This is a genomic window from Paracidovorax oryzae ATCC 19882 (genome assembly GCF_000687165.1).
Lineage (GTDB): Bacteria > Pseudomonadota > Gammaproteobacteria > Burkholderiales > Burkholderiaceae_C > Paracidovorax > Paracidovorax oryzae.
Window position 1 is genome coordinate 131,635 of the sequence record NZ_JMKU01000018.1, and the last position, 18,381, is coordinate 150,015.

The following is an 18,381-nucleotide window of genomic DNA, read 5'->3' on the forward strand; positions in this document are numbered from 1 at the left end:
CGGCGGGCTCAGGCAGTTGCGTTCGGTGTCGCGGGTTCGAGCAGGTGGCAGGCGGCCTGGAGGCCGTCGCCCGTCGCCCGCAGCAGCGGCTGTTCGGTGCGGCAGCGCGGCATGGCGTGAGGGCAGCGCGGATGGAAGTGGCAGCCCGGGGGCGGTGCCAGCGGCGACGGAATTTCACCCGTGATGGCATGGAAGCTCCGCTTGCGATGGGACAGCCGCGGCACCTCGGCCAGCAGGGCCTGGGTATAGGGATGGCGGGGTGCCCGGAAGACTTCGGCGGTGGGGCCCGATTCGACGATGCGGCCCAGGTACATGATCACGGTGCGGTCGCTGATGCGCTGCACCACGCCCAGGTCGTGGCTGATGAACAGGTAGGTCAGCCCCAGGTCCTCGCGCAGGTCCATGAACAGGTTCAGTATCTGGGCCTGGATCGAGACATCCAGCGCCGCGATCGATTCATCGCAGATCAGGAAGCGGGGACGCACGGCCAGTGCGCGGCCGATGCCCACCCGCTGGCGCTGTCCGCCCGAGAACTGGTGCGGGAAGCGATGGCGGAAGTCCGGATTGAGCCCGACCCGCTTCATGACATCGACCACGTAATCGTCGCCGTCGCGGCGATCCACGAGGCCGTGGGCCAGGGGCGCCTCGCCGATGATGTCGCGCACCCGCTTGCGTGGATTGAGCGAGGACATCGGGTCCTGGAAGATCATCTGGGTGGCCAGGCGCTGAGCGCGTGCCTCGCGGCCGGCCAGTTGCGAGAGATCGCCGGCCGGCGTGCGGACCGCGCCGGACGTGGGTGGCAGGATGCCGGCCAGCACCCGGCCCAGGGTGGACTTGCCGCAGCCGGATTCCCCGACCAGGCCCACGACCTCGCCCTGGTGGATGGACAGGTCGACGCGGTCCACCGCATGCACGGTCTGCGTGGCGACACGGGCGCCAAGCAGGCCGGCCAGGCGCTCGGCGTAGTCGGGCCGCTTGACGAACAGGCGCGATACCTGTTCGGCCTGCATCAGGATCGGCGTGTTCACAGGGGGGCTCCTTTCTGGGGATGGAAGCAGCGGTGGCTGCGGCTGCCGGCCGCTTCCAGTGGCGGTTGCTCCGCGCGGCAGCGCTCCGAGGCGTGCCCGCAGCGCGGATTGAAGGCGCAGCCTGGCGGCAACGCGAAGGGCGAGGGCGCCATGCCGGGGATCTGGTAGAGCCGCCGGCCGGCGCGGGCATTGCTCGGCACCGAGCCGATCAGGCCGATGGTGTAGGGGTGGCGCGGATGGTCCAGGATGTCCCCGGTGGCGCCGGACTCGACGATGCGCCCGGCGTACATCACGCAGACGCGGTCGGCCAGCCCGGCCACCACCGCCAGGTCGTGGCTGACCCAGACCATGGCGGTACCGGTCTCGGCGCACAGCTTCTGCATCTCCGCGAGGATCTGGGCCTGGATGGTCACGTCCAGGGCCGTGGTGGGCTCGTCGGCGATGATCAGGTCGGGCTTGTGCAGCATGGCGATGGCGATCGCCACGCGCTGCCGCATGCCGCCGGACAGCTGGTGCGGGTAGGCCTTCATGCGCTCGGCGGGCGAGGGGATGCCCACCGCAGCCAGCGTGTCGCGGGCCCGGTCCCAGGCCGCCTTGCGGCTGCAGCGCTCATGGCCCAGCACGGTCTCGACCATCTGGCTCTCGATGCGGAAGACCGGGTTGAGGGTCATCATCGGATCCTGGAAGACCATCGCGATGCGGTTGCCGCGCAGCTGCCGCAGCTCCTCCTTCGACAGCGTCGCCAGGTCGGTTCCCTTGAACAGGATCTGGCCGCCATCGATGCGGCCCGGGGGATCGATCAGGCCCAGGATGGAAAAGCCCGTGATGGATTTGCCCGAGCCCGATTCGCCGACCAGGCCGAGAATCTCCCCGGGGTGCACGTCGAAGCTCACGTCGTCCACGGCGCGCACGAGCCCGGCGCGCGTGTGGAACCAGGTGCGCAGGTTGCGCACGGAAAGCGTGGGGGTGTGGGTGGGGGGCATGGGATTCTCACTTCTGCAGGCGCGGATTGAGGGCTTCGCGCACCCGGTCGCCCACGATGTTCATGGTGAAGACGACGGCCAGCAGCAGCACGCCGGGGAATACGCTGATCCAGTACAGGCCCGCGAGCATCTGCTGGTAGCCGTTGGCGATCAGCAGGCCCAGCGAGGGCTCGGTGACCGGCAGCCCGATGCCCAGGAAGCTCAGCGTGGCTTCGGCGGCGATGGCATTGGCGGTCTGGATCATCGCGATGACGATGATGGGCGGAATGCAGTTCGGCAGCAGCTGCGAGAACAGCGCGCGCCGGTGGCTCAGGCCCAGGCACAGCGCGGCTTCCATGTATTCCTTGCGGCGTTCGACCACGGCGGTGGCGCGCACCGCCCGGGCGAAGTAGGCCCACTGCACCACCACGAGCGCAAGGACCACCTTGTCCACCCCCTGGCCGAGGATCGCCAGCATCATCAGCGCCACCAGGATGGTGGGGAAGCCGAGCATCAGGTCCACCAGCCGCATGACCAGTGCATCGGTGCGGCCACCGAAATAGGCGGCCGCCAGGCCCAGCACGGTACCCACGGCCATGGCGAAGAGGCCGCTGAGCACGCCCACGCCGAGGCTGGTGCGCAGGCCGTACATCATGGCCGACAGCATGTCGCGGCCCTGGGCGTCGGTGCCGGCCCAGTAGATGTCGCCATAGACGCCGCGGCTGCCGGGCGGCAGTCGGCCGTCGAGGATGGTGATGGCGGACAGGTCGTACGGGTTCTGCGGCGCGATCCACGGCGCGAGCAGGGCCGCGAGGACCAGCAGCAGGAACACGGCCGCGGCCACGGTGGCGGGGCGGCTGTCCAGCACGCCGTGCACCGCCTGGCCGAGCGTGGTGTCGCGGCCCGGCAGCCACTTCTTGAGGGCAGGGGAGGTCATTCGGAAGCTCCCACGCGCACACGGGGATCGAGGACGGAGTAGAGGATGTCCACCAGCAGGTTCAGCAGGATGAACATGGCGACGACGATCAGCAGGTAGGCCACGACCACCGGCCGGTCCAGCTTCATGATGCTGTCGATGATGAGCTTGCCCACGCCGGGCCAGGCGAAGATGGTCTCGGTGACCGTGGCGAACGCGATCAGCGAGCCGAACTCCATGCCCACGACCGTGACGATCGGGATCATGATGTTCTTGAGCACGTGCACGTAGATCACGCGCGATTCGCGCAGTCCCTTGGCCCGCGCGAACTTCACGTAGTCCAGCGGCATGGTCTCGCGCACGCCGCTGCGGGTCAGGCGCACGATGAGCGCAGTCTTGAAGAGCGCGAGGTTGAGGGCCGGCAGGATCAGGTGGCGGATGCCGTCCCACGATGCCAGGCTGGTGTGCACGCCCAGGATCTCGCCCGTGGGGCCGCGCCCGGTGGAGGGCAGCCAGCCCAGCGTGACCGAGAAGACCAGCACCAGCATGATCCCCTGCCAGAAATTCGGCAGGCTGAAGCCCAGGATGGAGCCGGCCATGATGCCGCGGTCCAGCGCCGAGTCGGGCTTCAGGCCGGCCACCAGGCCCAGCGGAAGGCCCACGGCCAGGGCCAGCACCAGTGCCACGAAGGCGAGCTCCAGCGTGGCCGGCAGGCGCTGCAGGATCAGCTGGATCGCCGGCTGGTTGAAGACGAAGGAGTTGCCCAGGTCGCCCTGCAGCGCCTTGCCCACGAACTTGAGGTACTGCTGGTGCAGAGGGAGATCCAGGCCCAGCGACTGGACGGCCTGGTCGATCTCGGCCTGCGAGGCATCGGCGGGAACCAGGATCTCGATCGGATCGCCGATCGCATAGACGCCGGCGAAGACGATCAGCGAGGTGAGCACCAGCACCACGAGGCTCTGGCACAGCCTGCGGATGATGAACGCGGTCATGGCGCGCCGCGGTGGTCTGGGGTGTGTATGGCGCGCATCTTGCTCTCCTTGCCGGTGCGGGGCCGGCGTTGCGGGTGGGTGGGGTCCGTCGGGGATTCGTCGGATGGGCTGGGCCCGGACGAAGCGAATAATCCCGGGATGGCGCGCAGCAGGCAACGTTATGCGCAGCCGGTATCTGGCTATGCGGTTCTTCGCAGAGTGCGTGTTAACCCTGATCGATCCGCCTGGCTGCGTTGCAGGACGACCTATGAATTTCAAACAGCTCGAGGCGTTCATCGCTTTCATGAACACCGGTTCGACCATCGAGGCGGCGCAGCGCCTGGGCACGTCGCAGCCGGCCGTCAGCCGCCTGCTCAGCCAGTTCGAGGACGACCTGGGCGTGCCGCTGTTCCTGCGCCGCAAGGGTCGGCTGCACCCCACCCACGAGGCGGAAGTGCTGCTGCCCGACGTGCAGAACATGCTGTCGGGGGCCGCCTCCCTGCACCGGCACGTGAACCAGCTGAGGCTGGGAGGGCGCCGGCGCGCGCTGCTGCGGGTGCAGGTGCCCGGCACGGTGGCGCAGACCGTGATGTCCGGCGTGGCCGAGTCCTTCCTGTACGACCACCCCGGGGTGGCGCTGGAGGTGCTGGCCGGCACCTACGAGAGCGGCGAGGTCGCCCTGCTGGGGCGCGAGGTGGACCTGGCGCTGGTGCGGTCGCCGCCGCTGAACACGGGGCTGGCCATGGTGAGCGAACTGGTCACGGAGGCGGTCTGCGTCATGCCCGCGGGGCATCCGCTGCAGGACCTGGAGACGGTGGGCAGCGCCGACCTGGTGGATGTGGACCTGGTGCTGCTCGGGCGCCAGCGCTCGCTGCGCCAGCAGATCGACCAGGCCTTCCGCCAGGGACGGATGCTGCCGCAGATACGCGCCGAAGTGCATTCCGTCGAGATGGCCTGCCGGTTCGTTGCCCAGGGGCTGGGCGTTTCCATCGTCAACGGGCTGTTCGCGCACCTATGCCGGGACATGGGCGTGGTCTGCCGGCCTTTCCGCCCACTCATCGACTACCGCCTCGGCATGGCGACGCTCGCCGGGCAGGCCCCGGAGCCGCTGGCGCTGGAAATGGCCACCCGCATCATGGGCGCCATGGCGCATCGCGCGGGGCCTGCCGCCTTCACGGTGGTGGATGGTGAGCGTGCGGGAGCCTCCTTGCCCGCGGGCGCTGCCGCCTGAGGGGCGCAGCGAGAAGGAGCGGCGGCCTGCCTACCGGAAGCCGCCCTTGCGCACCTCAGGCCCCTCCTTCAGCCGCCGCAGCGCGCGCTCGCACTCCGCCAGCAGCGGCTCGCGCCGCGCCGCCAGCCAGCCGACGGCGAACCAGGCCTTGGGATGCTTGGCTGCAAGCTGTCGGTATTGCGCTTGCGCCACCTGCTCGTCGTTGAGGCGGCCCAGGGCGTCCTGCGCGGGCTCCAGGTGGCGCAGGAAATTCTTGCCGCCGCCCTTGAGCGCGGGCGCGAGGAATTCTGCCAGGTAGCGCAGGCGCTTGATGCGCTTGCGCACGCCGTGGCGGCGTTCGGCCGGCAGGCTGGCGAACGAGGCCGCATCTTCGGCGATGCCGCGGTGCAGCTTGCGCAGGGCCTTGCGCAGCGCGCGCCGGGTGGCGTCCGCGTCCAGCCCGCGTTCCTCGCTGCTGCGCGCCTGCAGCGGCTGGCCTGGCGTGGCGGCGAACCCCATCAGCGCGATCAGGGTGGACTGGAACGCGGCATCGGCCACGATGTGCTGCGGCGATTCGGTGGGCGTGCCGCGGGTGTCCACGGCGGGCGCCCCGGCCTGGCGGAGCGCCTCGCCGATCTGCTCCAGCACGTGCCCGCCGTCCCGCAGGGCGCCCAGGCGGCGGAAGGCGGAGCGCAGGGGCTCCTGCCACGCGGGATCGAAGCGGCCGGGTGCCACGCGGTCGAACTCGCGCAGGGCGGTGCGCAGGCGCCGCAGGCCCACGCGCAGTTGGTGGACGTGCTTCTCGCCGCCGTGGCCGTGCGCGATCACGCTCGCGTTGGCGAGGATCTGCTCCAGGCAGTGGGCAACCACGATCCGCTGCAGATCGTGCCCAGCGGGGAGGTGCCCCTTCGGCACGCGCATCGCGCCAGCCTTGACTGCAGGCCCGGCGGTCTGGCCGGCCCGCAGGCGCTCGCCCCGCTCGGCCTTGGAGAGGGTGCTCAGCACCAGTCCGTGCGTGCGGGCCCATTGGGTGGCGGCCGCCACGAGGGCGGGCACGGCGCCCTGCTTCAGCTCCAGTTCCAGCTCGCAGAGGGGCTCGGACACCTCGTCCGCACTGCCGCGGCGGGCCACCACGCGGCCGGCATCCAGCGCCACTTCCATCGCGCCGCCGCCGGGCAGGGGGATGTCGCGCGCCACGCGCTCGAATTCGGTGCCGTAAGTGGCAACGGGCGCAGCCCGGGCGCCCGCCAGCACCTTGGCGAGCTGCCGGCCGGCGGCGGAGCCGGCGTGCAGTGCGGGGTCGGGGCGGGGAATGCCGGCCGGATCGGCGGGCCGCGGCACGGGCGCGTTGTGCTCCCCGCGCGCCAGCGGCCCGTCGCCCAGGGTCTTCACGGTCTGTACCCAGGCCCCGCCTTCGTTGCGCACGCGCCATGCGATGCCGTGGCGGGCGAGGTCGCCCTCGGGCGTGTCGAAGTAATGCGCTTCCATGCGGCATGCGGTGAAGGGGCCTTGCTGCAGCGCTGCCTCCACGCCTTCCAGGCGGTGCGCGGGGATCAGGAACTTGAATTCGATTTCCATGGGGGTCTCCTGAAAACGTGCGGATGTTCGCCGGTGGCGGGAACGCTGGATTGTCGGACCTGCGCCCGGGCCTCGCCGATCCTGTTTCGGCCGTGCAGTGCCGTGCCCTGGGGCCTGTCAACACGATGGAAGGGGCCGCGATCACCGCGGTGCTGTTCACCGTGCAGGACGGGTACCAAGAAAACATCCATTGACCATCCATATGGATGGTATTAGGATGGCGAATGACTTCGCTCCCAACCGCCCAGCGCCCGCCCAAGGCCGGTGATTCAGAAAAGATCACCATCAACCTCGGATACGTTGACCTCGGCCACATCGACCTGCTGGTGGCCGAGAGCTTCTACGGCAACCGCACGGACTTCATCCGCACGGCGATCCGCAACCAGCTCGCGGTGCACGCCGACGCGCTGCGGCAGGTGGTGGCGCGCAAGATGCTGGTGCTGGGCCTGCAGCGCTTCTCGGCAGCGGATCTGGAGGCCGCACGCGCTGCGGGCCAGCGGCTGCAGATCCGCGTGCTCGGCCTTGCCACGATCGACCCCGACGTCACGCCGGAACTGGCGCTGGCCACCATCGATTCCCTCACCGTGCTCGGTGCGCTGCAGGCCAGCAGCGCCGTGAAGACCGCGCTGGCCGGACGCATCCATTGACCCCCCACGAAAGCACCCTGTGAACCCACTCTTCCAGCAACTGATGGCCGATGCCACGCGTTCCACGCGCGGCGGCCGGCTCGGCGAAGCCACCGAGGCCATCCAGCGTGCGTTGCGCGGGGTGGCCGCACAGGCACAGGCGGCGGCTTCCGCGGCTGCAGCAGGGGCGCCTGCCGCGTTCCGCGGCGCCCCGGGCCCGGCAGTGGATCCGACGGTGCTCGACGGGCTGGTGCGTGAGGTACCGGAGCCGAACGGGGCAGGCGAGGCCCACGTGGCGCCCCGGCCCGCGGGCACGGCGCCTCGCGAGGGCAGTGGCGAGCGCTGGCAGGCCGGCAGTTTCAGCCACCAGAACCGCACGCTGGCCTACCGCCTCTACCTTCCGCCAGAAGCTCCGGGCGACGGCGCACCGCGGCCGATGGTGGTCATGCTGCACGGCTGCACCCAGCATGCGGAGGATTTCGCGGCAGGCACGCGCATGAACGCGCTCGCGCGGGAGCTCGGCGTGGTGGTCCTCTACCCGGAGCAGGCGCAGCGCGCCAATGCCCAGAAATGCTGGAACTGGTTCAAACCGCAGCACCAGCAGCGCGGGCGCGGGGAGCCGGCGGTGATCGCCGCCCTCGCGCGCTCGATCGCCACCGCGCACCGGGTGGATCCGCAGCGGGTGTACGTCGCGGGCCTGTCCGCAGGCGGCGCGATGGCGGACGTGGTCGGGCATTGCTACCCGGACGTGTTCGCTGCCGTGGGCGTGCATTCCGGTCTGCCATACGGCTGCGCGGCGGATGTCGCCTCCGCGCTGTCGGCGATGCGCAGCGGCCCGGGGCCTGCGCCGGGGACCACTGCAGGGGCGCGCAGCACGGCGCTTCCCACCATCGTGTTCCACGGCGATGCAGACAGCACCGTCCATGTCCGCAACGCGGAGTCGCTGGTGGCTGCTCTGCGCAGCGGTTCGGGGGAGGGCGCGGCTTCCGGTGCAGAGGCCGCCCCGCGCGTGACCCGGGGCCAGTCCGGCCGCGGCGCGCGGCACACGCGCACCGTCTACACGGACGCGGCCGGCCGCGACACGCTCGAATACTGGCAGCTGCACGGCGCCGGCCATGCCTGGTCGGGCGGCAGCGCCAGCGGCAGCTACACGGACCCGTCGGGCGTGGATGCGAGCGCGGAGATGCTTCGCTTCTTCCTCTCCCACCCGCGCGCCGCACGCTGAACCGGCCGGTGCTGCATGCTGCGCCGGCGAACCCCTGGATACTGGCACGGCGCATGGGGGCTTGGGCGCCAGCGGACCGGATCGTGCCTACACTGGCGCCCATGACCTCCCTGGCTTGCGCCTTCGCCACCCTGGCCGCACTGCTGCACGCAGCGGCCGGCGCGCGAGCGGCCGCCAAGCGGATGCGCCGCCCGCTCCTGCCTGCACATTCCTGAGCCCGGCGGCCCGCTCCCTTCTCCCCCTTCACCGTTCTTCTTGCGCAATCCTCCGCCGCCGGGCTCCTGCCTTGCGCCAACGCGGCCGTCCTTCTGCAACGGATAGCAGTGGGTCGCCGCACCCCACGATGGAGTGCCTTCCCATGCATGCAGCGGTTCAGGTTCACGGCGAGCGCGTGCTCACCGATCTCGATTTCGCGCGCCTGTCGCGCCTCGCGGGCCAGCAGCCCGCGCCCCCGTCCCTGGCGGACCTGCTGGAGAACGCGGACGTCACCAGCTCCCGCGCCGTGGCCGCGGACGTGGTAACGATGTACTCGCGGGTGGAACTCGTGGATACCGCGACCGGCAACCGCCAGGTGCTGACGATCTGCTACCCGCGGGATGCCGACCTCGCGGCGGGTTTCGTCTCGGTGCTGTCGCCGGTGGGCAGCAGCCTGCTGGGCCTGCGCGTCGGGCAGACCGCGCGGTGGTCCACGCCGCGCGGCGAGGCCTGCGAGGCCACCGTGGCGGGCATACAGCACCAGCCCGAAGCCGAAGGCGACTACCTGCGCTAGCGACCAGAACCGCGCCTCACGCCATCGACCACACGAAGACGGCCAGCGCGATGAATACCGTCTCGCCGAGCAGCAGCACGACGGGCCGCCAGCCGAGCTGCAGCAGGTCGGAGAAGTGCGTCTTGATGCCCGCGGCGCCGATCGCTGCGACCAGCAGCCAGCGCGAGGTCTCGTTGGCCACCGCTGCCGTGGCGGGCCCGACCACGCCCAGGGACGTGAGGGCCACGAAGAACAGGAACCACAGCAGGAACGGCGGAACGGCCGGGATGCGCGAACCCACCGGCGCGCCCGATCGGCCGCGGTAGAGCAGGGCGATGACGGCCACGATGGGCACCAGCATCGCGACGCGGAAGAGCTTCACGATGGTGGCGGTCTCGCCCGCCTGGGGACCGAGGATCAGCCCGGCGGCCACCACCTGGGCGATGTCGTGGATGGTGCCGCCCAGGAAGATGCCGGCCACCCGGGGCGGGGCATGCACGGCGTTGAGCAGCAGCGGATACACCACCATGGCGATGGTGGACAGCAGCGTGACGCCCACCACGGCGAGCAGGGTGAAGCGCTCGTTCTCTTTCGTGGGGGGCAGGGCGGCTGCCACCGCGAGCGCGGCGGAGGCGCCGCAGATGCCGACGGAGCAGCCGGAGATCACGCCCTCTTCGCGCGGGCGCTGCATGACGGCGGCCAGGAACACCCCGAAAAGAATGGTCGCCACCACCGAGCAGGCAATGCCGATGCCCGTGGCCGCTCCCAGGCTGGCCACCTCTCCCACCGTGATGCGGGCGCCGAGCAGTGCGACGCCGCAGCGCAGCCCCGTGCGGGCGCAGGCCGCCACCCCCGCCGCCACGCGCGGCACCCCTGCCAGGAAATTGCAGGCCAGCCCGATGAGCAGGGCGTAGAGCAATTGCGGGCCGCCCTGGTGCTCCGCGATGAACGTGGCCGCGAGCGCGATGACCGCGCAGACGAGCAGGCCGGGCCACAGCGCGGCAGCCTGGGCCGCCGCAGGGCCGAGCCCGGACCACCGCCAGCGCGGGAAAAAACCGGATGTGGAGGGCGTGCCATATGTCTTCATGACGTATGAGCATATGTTTTTCGCATAAGGTGAAAAACAGATAATTCAGTTCATCATGAACCAAAAATCAGGTCAATCCCCTGACCGGCTGCGCCTGACGCTGCGGCACCTGGAAGTGTTCCTGGCGACCGCGCACGACGGCTCCACGCGGGCCGCCGCGGAGCGCATCGCCCGGTCGCAATCGGCCGCCAGCAGCGCGCTGGTGGAACTGGAGTCGCTGCTGGGCGCGGCGTTGTTCGACCGCGTGGGGCGCCGCCTGGTGCTCAACGAGCACGGCCGCGCCTTCCTGCCCCGGGCCGCATCCCTGGTGGAGGCCGCCGGCGAACTGGAGCACCTCTTCCAGGGCCGGCATGCCGCCCCCCTGCGGGTGGCCGCCAGCATGACCATCGGCGAGCACATCCTGCCGCCCCTGCTGGCCCGCTGGAAGGTGTCGCACCCCCACAGCGCGGTGCAGCTGCAGATCGCGAACACCACCGGCGTGCTGGCCGCCGTGGCGGCCTTCGACGCCGATATCGGCTTCATCGAGGGGCCGCAGACGCATGCCGACCTGGTGGTGCGCGAGTGGATGGCCGACGAGATGGTGATCGTGGCGGCGCCGGGCCACCCTCTCGCGCACAAGCCGTCGGCCACCCGGGCCGCCCTGCGCGGTGCCCGCTGGGCCCTGCGCGAGCGCGGCTCCGGCACCCGCGAGGCCGCCGACCGCTGGCTGCTGGCACAACTGGGCCAGGTGCGGATCGACTTCGAACTGGGCACGCCCGAAGCGGTCAAGGCCCTGGTGGCTGCGGGGGACGCGCTGGCGCTGCTGCCCCGCCACAGCGTCGCCTCGGCCCTGGCCCGGGGCGACCTGGTGGAACTGCCGACCGCGCTGCCCCGCGCGACCCGCACGCTGGCGGTGGTGACGCACCGCGAGCGGACGCTGGGGGCGGGGGGCGAGGCGTTTTTGCGGTACTGCTTCGATGGCATCGAAGGCGTGCCACCGTGAGGCCCTGGGTAATAACCCCTGGGTGAAGTCGGGTTTTCGCTCAACAAATCCGGATTCCTTTGGATGTATTGGCCAGAAGGAGCGCGCATTCGAGGCGCTTTCCGCAGGCACATCCAAAGAGGGGTTAGAGCATGGTCGGCATCGTCAGCGGCAACGGTCTGGGGTTTAGCAACAGTTCCCTGGCCACTCTGGGGCAACGGGCAGCGCAGGGCAATGCGTCCCAGGGGCGCGGCAACGAGCAGGTATTCGTCAATGTCGCCACGGGCAACCTGGTGATTTCGGATACCGACGATCAACTGGTCGCGCACGGCGGTGGCTACCAGGCCGTGCGCACCTACAACAGCCAGGGCCTGCTCAACGACGACAACGGAGACAACTGGGGAACCGGTTTCTACCGGCGCCAGCTCGTGCTCACCGGCCAGGCAGGGCAGGCGGGGAGCACCATCACCCTCGCGGGCCGGGACGGTGCCACCTCCGTGTTCACCTGGGATGCTGCCTCGAGCCGCTACGTCAGCACGGACGGCGCCGGTGCGTATGACCGCATCGAGTCCACCGACTCGGGTTTCGTGTGGACGGATGGGCAGACCCAGCGCCGCGAATACTATGGCGCCGCGACGGGGCGGCTCGAGAAGACCGTGGACGCCAGCGGCAACACGACGACGTACACCTACGATGCCGACGGCAACATCGCGAAGGTGGCCGATGCCAGCGGCGAATCCGTGCAGTACGACTACGCCGGCGGCCTGCTGATGCGCGTCAGGGTCGTGGACAGTCAGGGCGCGGCAGTCACGCGCACCAGCTATGCCTACGATGCGCTCAAGCGCCTTTCGTCCGTGAGCGTGGACCTGACGCCTGCGGACGGATCGACGGCGGATGGCAAGGTCTATCGCACCACCTATACCTACGACGGCGACAGCCGCCGGGTCGCCTCCATCCGCCAGAGCGACGGCACCCAGCTGTCCATCGAGTATGTGCAATCGGGCTCGGACTACAAGGTTTCGGTGCTGCGCGATGCCCTGGGCCAGGCCTACCGGTTCAGCTATGACGCCGCGGCGAGCACCACGCAGGTCACCGATCCCCGGGGCCAGGTCAGCGCCTATGCGTATGACACCAAGGGACAACTGCTCAGCATCGCGACGCCCGGGCCGGGCGGTTCCCGCCTGGTCCAGCGCTTCGAATACAACGGCAACGGCGATCTCGTGCGCACCACCGACGTGGACGGGCGCTCCGTGTTCATGGCGTACGACGCCCAGGGCAACCAGGTGTTGCAACGTGACGCGCTGGGCAATACCGTCACCCGGACGTTCAACGCGCAGAACCAGCTGCTGACGGAGACGGTCTATGCGCAGCCGGATCCCGATGGCGATGGAGCCGGGCAGCCTTCGGGCGCGCTCACCACCCGCTATGTGTACGACGATGCCAACGGGACCAGCCTGCGGTTCGTGATCAGTGCCGAAGGCAGGGTGACCGAGTACCGCCGCAACGCGTACGGCGAGGCGGTGGCGGTGCTGCAGCACCATGCGGCGGCCTATCCCGTGGCATCGCTGGCCCGGGACGCGGTCCCGAACTCCGCCACCGTGGCGTCCTGGACGGCGAAGCAGAACCTGCAGCAGGTGCGACGTACCGATTACACGCTCGACTACCGGGGGCAGACGCAGACGGCCACCACTTACGCCTCCACCGATACCTCCGGCAATGGGGTGTCGGCAGGAAGCTCCGTCACCCGCTACGTGTACGACCCGGCCGGCCGGCTGCTCCAGAGCATCGATGCCAAGGGAGCGGCCACCGCCTATGCCTACGATGGGTTGGGGCGGCTGGTTTCCACCACCGACGGCCTGGGCCAGCTGGCCACGATGGTCTATGACGACGAGGATGCCCGGATCGTCGCCCAGGCGGCCAATGGCCTGCGGGAAACGCGGATGTACGATCGCGCGGGGCGCCTGGTCAGCAGCCAGCGCTCCGATGCCGCCTCTGCGGATCTGGGAACCACCCACTTCTTCTACGACGCCCTGGGCCGCCTGCGGGCGAGCCAGGACGCGTCGGGTGCCACGTCGTGGACCCTCTACGACGAGGCCGGCAGGAAATCCGCGGAGGTGGGAGCGTCCGGTTCGCTGCGTGAATACGTGTACAACGGTTCCGGGCAGGTCACCCGGGTCATCGCCTACGCCACGCCGGTGGATGTCCGCCTGCTCACCGCTGCGGACGGCAGCCCGGCGGATGTGGCCGTCGCCGCGCTGAGGCCTTCCGCCGCACCGGCGGACCGCAGCGACTGGACGATCTACGACGCGGCCGGCCGCGCCTGGAAAACCGTGGGGGCCGACGGCAGTGTCGCGGAGAATTTCTATGACGGCGCCTCCCGGCTGATCGCCACGCGGCAATATGCGCAGACGATAGCGACCGCGGCGCTCGGCAATGCCCCGGCGGCCAGCGCGGCGAGCCCGGCCGCCGACGCGTCGTCGGACCGTGTCACGCGGTATTTCTACGATGCGGACGGCCTGCGCACCGGCACGCTCGATGCCGAGGGCTACCTGGTGCTCAGTGCCTACGACGCGGCCGGCAGGCAGGCGTCCACCACGCGGTTCGCGAAGCTGACCGACGCGTCCAAGCGTGCCGCGGGTGCGCTGCAGGATCTCAAGCCGGCAACGAACAGCCAGGACATCGTCGAGCGCAGGATCTACGACGAAAAATCCCAACTGGTCGGCCAGGTCGACGGCGCCGGTTACCTCACGGCGTCCGAATACGACGCCAATGGCAACCTGGCAAAGCAGACACGCTATGCCACGGCGCTGAAGGCCGCCGTGGTGTCGGCAGTGACCACGGCATCGTCCCTGGCGCAGATTCGGCCCGCTGCCTCGGCGCAGGACCAGGTCCGTCTGTACGAATACGACGCGCTCGGCCGCCTCTCGGCGGAAACCGACTACCAGGGCACGCGCACCGAGCATGCCTACGACGCCGCGGGGAACCGCGTCCGCAGCACGGTGGCCGCGGGTACCGACCAGGCGCGCACCCGGCTCGCCCGGTACGACAGCCAGGGCCGGCTCGTGGCGGAACTTTCCGCCGAAGGCGCCCGGCAACTGGCTGCGGCCCAGACGCCGGCGCAGGTCGAGGCGGTATGGAGCACTTACGCGAAAACCCATACCTACGACCTCGCTGGCCGCAGGACCGCGACGGTCGATGCGAACGGCTTTCGCACGCTGTTCTTCTACAACGCGTCGGGGCAGCTCACGCACACGGTCAACGCAATGGGCGAGCTGGCGGAGACCCGCTACGACGCCCTCGGCCAGGCGGTCGCCCAGATCCGCTATGGCAAACGCATCAACCCGGGCGAACTGACCGGCTCCCTGGCCGGCGGGCTGGTGAACGGCAAGCTGCTGTCGCTGCTGCAGGCAGCGGCCGATCCGGCGCTTGACCAGGTCACGCGCACGGCCTACACCGCCGCAGGCACGGTGGCGAGTGCGACGGATGCGGCGGGTTTTTCGAGGAACTACGTCTACAACGCATTCCGGGAGGAAACCCAGCGCACCGAGCCGACGGGTACGGGCGCCACCGTTACCACGTCGCTGACGCGTTATGACCGGCGGGGGCTGGTGACAGGCCAGACGCGTGATGCGGCTGGCCTGGCCGCCGTGACCACCTACAAATACGACGCGTTCGGCAACCAGGTCAGCGCGACCGACGCGCTGGGCCGCACCCGCACGCGCACCTTCGACAAGCTCGGCCGCGAGGTGACCAGCACGGACGCGCTGTGGGCGACGCTCACCACGAAGTACGACGCGTTCAACCGGGTGGTTTCGCAGTTGAATGCGGAGGGCAACACCACCACCTACGCCTACGACGCGAAGAACCGCACGGTCACCATCAGCACGGACGAAGGCCTGCTCGTGAAGCAGACCTACAACCGGCACGGCGACATGGTCGAGGTCTCGGACGTCCGCGCCAACGTCACGCGCTACACCTACGACGCGGACGGGCGCCAGACCGGCTCCTCGCAGGACGTGTGGCATTTCGACAGCTACACCACGGACACGGTCACCACGGGCAAGAGCTACGACCGGGCGGGCCGGCTGGTGGAGACCGTCGATGCGAACGGCACGCGCACCACCATCGCCTACGACGCGGCCAACCGGGTTCTGACCCGCACGGTGGATGCGGGCGGCCTGTCGCTGGCCACCCAATACGCCTACGATCCCCTGGGGCGGCAGATCCGCATCACGCAGCCCGGCGGCACCGTGACCACGCTGCGCTACGACGCCAAGGGGCAGCTCGTCGAGCAGGTCGTGGATCCTGCGGGCCTGGCGCTTTCCACGCGCTATGCCTACGACGCCCAGGGCCACACCCTGGAGGTGATCCGGCCTGAAGGAACGCGCACGCGCTATACCTACGACAACGCAGGCCGCCGCATCCGCGAACAGACGGATCCCGACGGGCTGAACCTGACGCGCTCCTACACCTACGACCTGCTGGACAACCTCACCAGCAGCGTGGATGCCAACGGCAACACCAGCTACTACCTCTATGACGATGAAAACCGGCAGACGCTGGCGATCGATGGCTCGGGCGCCGTCAGGCAGACGGCCTACGACGCGCTGGGCCGCATCGGCAAGCTGGTCGAATACCGCAACCCCATCACCGACACCACGCTGTTGCAGCGGTACGCGGCCGGCGGCGCCATCACGGGGACAGGCACCTGGGAGTCTCAGGTGCGTGGGAGCCTCGTGCCTGCCGGTACCGACAGGATCGAGTACCGTTCGTACGATGCGAACAACTACCTCCAGTCCGTGGTGAACGGGCTCGGCGAGGTGACCACCTTCCTGCGGGACAACAACGGCAGGGTGATGGAGCAGCGCAGCTTCGCCAACCGCATCGCCGTCGGCGGTGCCGGCGGATGGACGCCGGGAACCTTTCCCACGCCCGTGGCCGACGACGCGCACGACGTGCGCACGCGGATGGCGTATGACCAACTGGGGCGCTTGATCGTCAAAGTGGATGGCACGGGCGCGGCCACCAAGTTCCGCTACGACGGTGCAGGCAATGTCGTGGAGCAGGTGCGCTACGCCAGGCCCATCAACATCACGGTGCCCTGGTACGACGAATCCTTCGTTTTCCAGCTGGCCGACCAGGAGGGCTCTGCGGCCAACGTGGTCGAGAAGAGCACCTATGACGCCGCGCAGCGACTCGTCTGGCAGAGCGACGGCACGGGCACCGTGACCCAGCTGCGCTACGACGGCGATGGCAACGTCGTCAGGAAAGTGCGCTTTGCCGCCGCGGTGGTCGCGGGCCGGCCGCCGCAGGAAGTGGTGGCCACCCTTGGCGACCTCGCTACCGACTACGTATATGACGCGGCAGGTCGCCAGACCTACATGGTCGGCCCGGATGGCGCCGTCGTGGGCAGTGTCTATGACCGCAACGGCAACCTGAAGCAGCGCACTGCCTTCGCGACGGCCGTGGTCTCACCGCGCGCAGGCGCGGCGGACTCCCTTTATGACCGCACCCGTATCGAGGCCGCCCTCAGCCGGCAGCCAGCGGACCGCACGACCACCTGGGCCTATGACGCATCGGACCGGCAGGTGCTGCAGGTGGATGCGTTGGGCGCAGTGACGCAGACCTCCTACGGCAACAACAGCATTTCGAGCCGGGCATATGCCGGAACCATCAGCCTGGCCGGACTGCAGGCTGCGGATGTCACGCTGGCACGTGTCCAGGGCATGGTGCAGGGCAGCGTGCAGGACCGGATCACCGTGCAGACGCTGGATGGTGCGGGCCGCACCGTGCGCACGGTGGATGCGGCCGGTTATGTCGTCGCCCGGGAATATGACGGCACGGGCCAGCTCCGGCATGTCATCGAATCCGCGGTCCAGGGCGGCGTGGCGTCCACGCAGGACCGCCATACCCGCTATACCTATGACGGTGCAGGCCGGCTCGTCGGGAAGACGGACGCGCTCGGCGGGCAGCAGAGCCATGCGTACGACGCGCTGGGGAACCGGATCGGGTTCACCAACGAGGTGGGCGCGACCTGGACCTATGCCTACGATCTGGCGGGCCGGCTGGTGCGCGAGGTGTCACCCGCCGTGGCCGATGCCCCGTCCGGCATCGTGACTTTGTCAGGGTACGACGCGTTCGGCAATCTCGTGTCGCGCACCGAGGCGGCGGGCCGCCCGGAAGAGAGCACCACCCGCTACGAATACGACGCCGACGGCCACCAGACGGCGGTGCAGACGCCGCTCACGCGCACGACGGGCCTCTACGACGTGGCCGGGCGGCTGATCCAGGCGACGGACGCCAACGGCGTGATGACCTCGCTGGCCTACGACGCGGCCGGCCGGGTGCTCACCCGCATCGTGGACCCGCTGGGCCTGAACCTGGTCACCCGCTACACCTACGACGCGCTGGGCAACCAGCTGAGCGTGACGGATCCGCAGGGCGTGGTCACCCAGTTCGGCTACGACGCCAAGGGCCAGCTCATCCGCCAGGCGGTGGACCCCACGGGCCTGAACCTCGTCACCACATTCGCCTACGACAGCGCAGGCCGCCAGGTGAGCGTCACCGACCCCAACGGCACGGTCACCCGCTACGAATACGACACCCTGGGCCGCCGGGTGCTGGAAGTGGTGGACCCGTCCACCGCCACGCACGCGGGCCTGAACCTCGCCAAACGCTACACCTACGACGCGCTGGGCCACGTCACCAGCGCCACCGATGCGCAAGGCCACACCACGCGCTACGCCTACGACGCCGAAGGCCGCCAGCGCTTCGCGCTGGATGCCGCCGGCAACCTCACCGAGACCGCCTACGACGCGGCCGGCCGCGTGGTCCGCCAGACGCGCTACGCAACGATCATCCAGGCCCCGGACGGCCTGCCGCTCAACGCCACGGAAGCCCAGCTCAACGGCCTCAAGCGCCCCAACGCGGCGCAGGACCAGACCGAACACCGCATCTACGACGCGGACAACCGCGTCACCGCCACGGTCAACGGCGCGGGCGACGTGGTGCGCTTCGCCTACGACGGCGCGGGCCGGGTCATCCAGCGCACGGCCTACGCCCAGCGCCT

General features: G+C 69.8%; 13 protein-coding genes. 7 read left to right on the forward strand and 6 right to left on the reverse strand.

The genetic code is table 11. From position 1 onward, the window contains the following. Nucleotides 1-8: 8 nt before the first annotated feature. Genes T336_RS0115225 through T336_RS0115240 form a run of 4 tightly spaced genes read right to left on the reverse strand, consistent with a single transcriptional unit; the run spans nucleotide 9 to nucleotide 3,898 of the window. Nucleotides 9-1,028, reverse strand: a complete 1,020-nt coding sequence (locus T336_RS0115225) for an ABC transporter ATP-binding protein (protein WP_026433195.1) — start codon at nucleotides 1,026-1,028, stop codon at nucleotides 9-11. Then, entirely contained in the window at nucleotides 1,025-2,011 is a 987-nt protein-coding gene (locus tag T336_RS0115230; RefSeq protein ID WP_019701456.1) for an ABC transporter ATP-binding protein, read from the reverse strand. Before T336_RS0115230 ends, T336_RS0115225 begins: the two co-directional genes overlap by 4 nt. A 7-nt stretch (nucleotides 2,012-2,018) precedes the next feature. Beyond that, nucleotides 2,019-2,927 carry an ABC transporter permease gene (locus T336_RS0115235; RefSeq protein ID WP_019701455.1) on the reverse strand — a complete coding sequence of 303 codons (909 nt, stop codon included), beginning with the start codon at nucleotides 2,925-2,927 and terminating at the stop codon, nucleotides 2,019-2,021. Further along, a complete protein-coding gene (locus tag T336_RS0115240; RefSeq protein WP_019701454.1) occupies nucleotides 2,924-3,898 on the reverse strand; it encodes an ABC transporter permease in 975 nt (324 codons plus the stop codon). The genes T336_RS0115235 and T336_RS0115240 overlap by 4 nt, the downstream gene beginning before the upstream one ends. 247 nt (nucleotides 3,899-4,145) lie before the next feature. On the opposite strand from T336_RS0115240, the gene T336_RS0115245 reads away from it, so the two are divergent. Further along, a complete protein-coding gene (locus T336_RS0115245; protein ID WP_026433196.1) occupies nucleotides 4,146-5,108 on the forward strand; it encodes a LysR family transcriptional regulator in 963 nt (320 codons plus the stop codon). A 30-nt stretch (nucleotides 5,109-5,138) separates the two neighbouring features. On the opposite strand, the gene T336_RS0115250 is transcribed toward T336_RS0115245, so the two are convergent. Further along, nucleotides 5,139-6,665, reverse strand: a complete 1,527-nt coding sequence (locus T336_RS0115250) for a CYTH and CHAD domain-containing protein (RefSeq protein ID WP_026433197.1) — start codon at nucleotides 6,663-6,665, stop codon at nucleotides 5,139-5,141. Between the two features lie 23 nt (nucleotides 6,666-6,688). Here T336_RS0115250 and T336_RS26715 point away from each other — a divergent pair, with 23 nt between their 5' ends. The 4 genes from T336_RS26715 (at nucleotide 6,689) to T336_RS0115275 (ending at nucleotide 9,285) form a co-directional block, all read left to right on the forward strand. Further along, a complete protein-coding gene (locus T336_RS26715) occupies nucleotides 6,689-6,859 on the forward strand; it encodes a hypothetical protein (RefSeq protein ID WP_156957870.1) in 171 nt (56 codons plus the stop codon). 30 nt (nucleotides 6,860-6,889) lie between these two features. Continuing rightward, the gene (locus tag T336_RS0115260) at nucleotides 6,890-7,312 is read left to right on the forward strand and encodes a ribbon-helix-helix domain-containing protein (RefSeq protein ID WP_019701451.1); all 423 of its coding nucleotides are present in this window, start codon (nucleotides 6,890-6,892) and stop codon (nucleotides 7,310-7,312) included. Nucleotides 7,313-7,331: 19 nt separating this feature from the next. Next, nucleotides 7,332-8,516, forward strand: coding sequence for an extracellular catalytic domain type 1 short-chain-length polyhydroxyalkanoate depolymerase (locus T336_RS0115265; RefSeq protein ID WP_026433198.1), 1,185 nt, complete (start codon nucleotides 7,332-7,334; stop codon nucleotides 8,514-8,516). A 358-nt stretch (nucleotides 8,517-8,874) separates the two neighbouring features. After that, nucleotides 8,875-9,285 carry a GreA/GreB family elongation factor gene (locus T336_RS0115275; RefSeq protein WP_026433199.1) on the forward strand — a complete coding sequence of 137 codons (411 nt, stop codon included), beginning with the start codon at nucleotides 8,875-8,877 and terminating at the stop codon, nucleotides 9,283-9,285. Nucleotides 9,286-9,301: 16 nt separating this feature from the next. Here T336_RS0115275 and T336_RS0115280 read toward each other — a convergent pair whose 3' ends face one another. Beyond that, complete coding sequence (locus T336_RS0115280; RefSeq protein ID WP_026433200.1) at nucleotides 9,302-10,351, reverse strand: YeiH family protein; 1,050 nt, start codon at nucleotides 10,349-10,351, stop codon at nucleotides 9,302-9,304. A 55-nt stretch (nucleotides 10,352-10,406) separates the two neighbouring features. On the opposite strand from T336_RS0115280, the gene T336_RS0115285 reads away from it, so the two are divergent. Both T336_RS0115285 and T336_RS26720 read left to right on the forward strand, forming a co-directional pair. Further along, nucleotides 10,407-11,333, forward strand: coding sequence for a LysR family transcriptional regulator (locus T336_RS0115285; protein WP_026433201.1), 927 nt, complete (start codon nucleotides 10,407-10,409; stop codon nucleotides 11,331-11,333). Between the two features lie 131 nt (nucleotides 11,334-11,464). Next, nucleotides 11,465-18,381, forward strand: a 6,917-nt coding sequence (locus T336_RS26720; RefSeq protein ID WP_026433202.1) for an RHS repeat domain-containing protein, incomplete at its 3' end; no start/stop codon positions are given.